Genomic DNA, 3324 nt, shown 5'->3' on the forward strand with positions numbered 1-3324 from the left:
GCGGCAACGCGGGTCGGCCTCGTGCGGACGTGAACGTGACCGCGAAGGTGCGCTCGATCTCGGCCCAGTCGATCAGTGCGGCCAGCCGCACAAGCGGGTGACGCATGTTGATCTGCTCGTCCAACCTGGGACGGAACAGCTCGGCCGTTTGCGGCTGCGAAGGCTTCGGACCCATGGAATCTCCGGAGGAATTTGCAAGAAAACAGGTATTGGCAGAACCATACCTTGCAAATGCTGCGGCCATCAACCCCAAGAACTGCAAGCAGGATCAACGACTTGCGAGTTGTTCAGGACGGACTACCGAAGGATTCGTGGCCACCTGGGATCACCTGGCATTCGAGCATCCGGATGGCCGCCAAGCCCGCCTGTTCCTGCCGCGGGGAGAGAGGGCGGATGAGACGGCATCGATCACGATTTTTGAAACCCGGGCCAGGCGGCCTGGCTTCGGTGGCGGGGATTACTGCCTCAGACCTTTTGAATCACGGAGCAATCAATGAAAAATACCGATGCAGAGGAAATCACCTGCAGCAAGGTCTATCACGTCAAAGGATGCCCGTATTGTGGCGCCCAGCCAGTATTGACTGCGATCGACAACGGCTTTGCGCTCGATTGCCTGCAGCACCGCGATTTCACGGTGCGTTCGACGGAATACATCGTCCGTTGGGTTGGCTCTGACGTTCCTGATACGCCAGTGCGCGAGAAGCGAACTCCCGACGAAGCATTGTCTGAGTTGATCGACGGTTGGAACGACAACCGCGACTATGAAAGGCTTGGCACAGACCGGAACATGCTGGAGTCCAGGCAGTTCTACGAAGTGCCCTTGAGTCCGCGCCCAGAGCCGGTGAAGGCTGAACGTTCTGGAAGATCGCCCAATGGAAAAAACCGTCAAGCCATCAACCGGGCCTGGGACAGGGTGGGCGGATGGTTGGCCTGAATTGCGCATGCACCAAAATGCTGGGTGCGCTGCGCTCAAGCGTTCCAAGGGTTGATCAGTGCCACTCCCGTATTGGCAAAGTCCGACACGTTGCGTGTCACCACCGCAAACCCGTGCTCGATCGCGGTTGCCGCGATCATCGCGTCACGCTCAGAGCATGGGTTTGGTACGTGCAGGCCCGCGCATACGGGCGCGGTACTCACCGTGAAAGGAAGGATTCGACCCTCGAAAGCTAAAAGCACCCCGGCAAGCCAAGCGCGCAGTGCGCTGCCTTGAGGTGGTGTCCGCCGTTCCAGTCCGCGAATGCCGATTTCCAACTCCAGCACGGATATGGCAGACATGAAAAGCCTGCTGCTGGGCTGCCCGGCAGCCCAGGCACGGACTTCCGTGGATTGGTGGAGTTTTCCATGGCGTAGTTCGGAGATGACGTTGGTGTCTAGAACGAACATCGACTCACTCAAACGATGTACCAGACAATCGGAGATTCAGACGGGCCGGCTCGAAATCTATGTCGTCACCACTGGGGATGTCATCCATGACGTCAAGGAGCGACCGTTCGCCGTGTCCTGCAATGCGGTAGTAGTCGTCGATCTTGAGCAGCGCGAATGCCGGACGCCCACGATCGGTGATGAACACTGGGCCATCGATAGCAGCGCGCTTGGCTGCTGATACGTCACGAGTGAAGTCGCGGCTGGAAAACGTATGGATGCTCATGTTGATCTCCCAGATCACTCAATGTTTGAATGTTACGACAAGCGCGTGAATTTTGCCATCGTGCAGTTGCCGTGCGAATGGCCTGTTATTCCTTCGGCCGCGAGCCAGCCGTGAGTGCCTCCAGCCGGCCTCGCAATGTAGCCGCTTCCTCCCGCGCCTGGTCGCGCTCTGCCTGGGCCGCTGTCAGCCTCTCCGCTTGCCGCAGCGCCTCCGCAGCGATGCTTTTGCGCTGCTCCTGGTGCAGCTGCGCCGCCACCTCGGCGCCCGCCTACAGCCTGGCCAACTACTCACAAGTCAGAAATATAGGCGACAGATAGGTGTCTGAAGAATGACCTGATGAGTGCAGGATCTTCAGCCACCGACTGCAACTGCGCATCCACACGCTCCTTGAGCTTGTCCCCCTTTCGCAATGGACTGCGCGCCACCCCTGTGCGCTTGGCGTGGCTCCATACCAGCTCATCTGGAATCCAGCGCTTGGGCATGACTTTGAACGTGTGCAGTTCGCTGCGCTTGGCGATCTGCACTGTCACATGCCCACCCAGGATTTCCTGCACACCTTGCGCAAAGGGCTGGCCAACATAGCCGCTATCGGCGAGCAGGCTTTGCACCCGGCTCAGTGTGGGTTTGCAGCGCGTGAGCGCCAGCAGTGCTCCCTTGCGATCCGTCACCTCGGCCGTCGTCACCGCCACCGCGTGCGGCAGCCCTTGCGTATCCACCGCGATATGGCGCTTGATGCCCGAGACCTTCTTGCCTGCGTCATAGCCCTTCAAGGCCGCCGTGTCAGTGTTCTTCACACTCTGCGCGTCGATGATCAAGAACGCGCTTGAGGCGTTTCGCCCCAGTCTCCCACGGGCCGCGCCAACCTGACTTTTTCAAAGCCTGCTCAAGCCAACGGTGCGTGGTTTGGTTTTCTTGCGCGCACTCTCCAGCATCGGCTTGATGATCTCGAATTGCTCGCGGCTCGTATCGCTGGGATATTTCTTGGTTCGCACCTCGTCATTGTCAGTGACCAGACAAAGATCGTGAACACGTTCTAAAGGAGTAAACTTTTGAGCATGCCATCTACCGTCGAACTGGGCTTGTACGAAGCGCTCACCGAGGTCGGGATTCCCCCGGACGCGGCGCGCAAGGTCGAGCGGCAGTTCGAGTCCGCTATCCATGCAGGCAATGATGAGATTCACGCAGAAATGCGCGATCAACTCTTTACCAAGACCGATGGCTCCGAAATGGAAAACCGTCTGCTGCGCGGAATGGCCGAGCAAACCCGCTGGATCATCACCAGCTTCTTCGGCTTTTCCGGCCTCACCATCGTGGTCACGACGGCAGTCATCAAACTGCTGTAGGTCACTTCTTCTTTAAACCCGCTGGGGACTACCGTCCCCGCAGGGTTTCGATCGTCCCCATTTTTCTTGGAGACGATCATGATTTCCCATTTCCCCCCCGTGCTTCCCCGATTGGCACAAGAGCAGCGCCAGCTATTTCACGCTGTACTGCGACAGTGGCTGACTGAACCGCCCCGTGAATCCCGGAGGCTCCATTACTCGAGAAGATGGAGCCATGAGCAGAGCAAGCAAGTTCTCCCCGGAGATCCGGGAACGGTCGGTGAAGATGGTCCTGGAGCACGAGGGCGAGTACGACTCGCAATGGGCGGCGATGGTGTCGGTGTAGGCCAAGGT

Annotated in this window: 6 protein-coding genes and 1 pseudogene; 3 read left to right on the forward strand and 4 right to left on the reverse strand. The window is 58.8% G+C overall.

The genetic code is table 11. The features are described 5' to 3' along the window. A partial coding sequence (locus tag AVHM3334_RS23375) for a transposase (protein WP_502869973.1) occupies positions 1 to 175 on the reverse strand: 175 nt, incomplete at its 3' end. On the opposite strand from AVHM3334_RS23375, the gene AVHM3334_RS23380 reads away from it, so the two are divergent. Next, positions 174 to 497: a hypothetical protein gene (locus AVHM3334_RS23380; protein ID WP_284415834.1), complete on the forward strand. Its 324-nt coding sequence runs from the start codon at positions 174 to 176 to the stop codon at positions 495 to 497. The two genes, AVHM3334_RS23375 and AVHM3334_RS23380, sit on opposite strands and share 2 nt — an antisense overlap. Beyond that, positions 494 to 934: a hypothetical protein gene (locus AVHM3334_RS23385; RefSeq protein WP_284415835.1), complete on the forward strand. Its 441-nt coding sequence runs from the start codon at positions 494 to 496 to the stop codon at positions 932 to 934. Before AVHM3334_RS23380 ends, AVHM3334_RS23385 begins: the two co-directional genes overlap by 4 nt. A 35-nt stretch (positions 935 to 969) precedes the next feature. Here AVHM3334_RS23385 and AVHM3334_RS23390 read toward each other — a convergent pair whose 3' ends face one another. From AVHM3334_RS23390 to AVHM3334_RS23400, 3 genes and pseudogenes are all read right to left on the reverse strand, one after another. Then, entirely contained in the window at positions 970 to 1383 is a 414-nt protein-coding gene (locus AVHM3334_RS23390; protein WP_284415836.1) for a type II toxin-antitoxin system VapC family toxin, read from the reverse strand. A 4-nt stretch (positions 1384 to 1387) separates the two neighbouring features. Continuing rightward, positions 1388 to 1648: a type II toxin-antitoxin system Phd/YefM family antitoxin gene (locus tag AVHM3334_RS23395; RefSeq protein WP_284415837.1), complete on the reverse strand. Its 261-nt coding sequence runs from the start codon at positions 1646 to 1648 to the stop codon at positions 1388 to 1390. 287 nt (positions 1649 to 1935) lie between these two features. Then, positions 1936 to 2580 (reverse strand): annotated as a pseudogene (locus tag AVHM3334_RS23400) (transposase). Positions 2581 to 2703: 123 nt separating this feature from the next. Here AVHM3334_RS23400 and AVHM3334_RS23405 point away from each other — a divergent pair. Next, positions 2704 to 2991 (forward strand): hypothetical protein, encoded by a 288-nt coding sequence (locus AVHM3334_RS23405; RefSeq protein ID WP_284415838.1) that lies wholly within the window; start codon positions 2704 to 2706, stop codon positions 2989 to 2991. Positions 2992 to 3324 lie beyond the last annotated feature (333 nt).

The organism is Acidovorax sp. SUPP3334 (assembly GCF_030159055.1).
Classification (GTDB): domain Bacteria; phylum Pseudomonadota; class Gammaproteobacteria; order Burkholderiales; family Burkholderiaceae_C; genus Paracidovorax.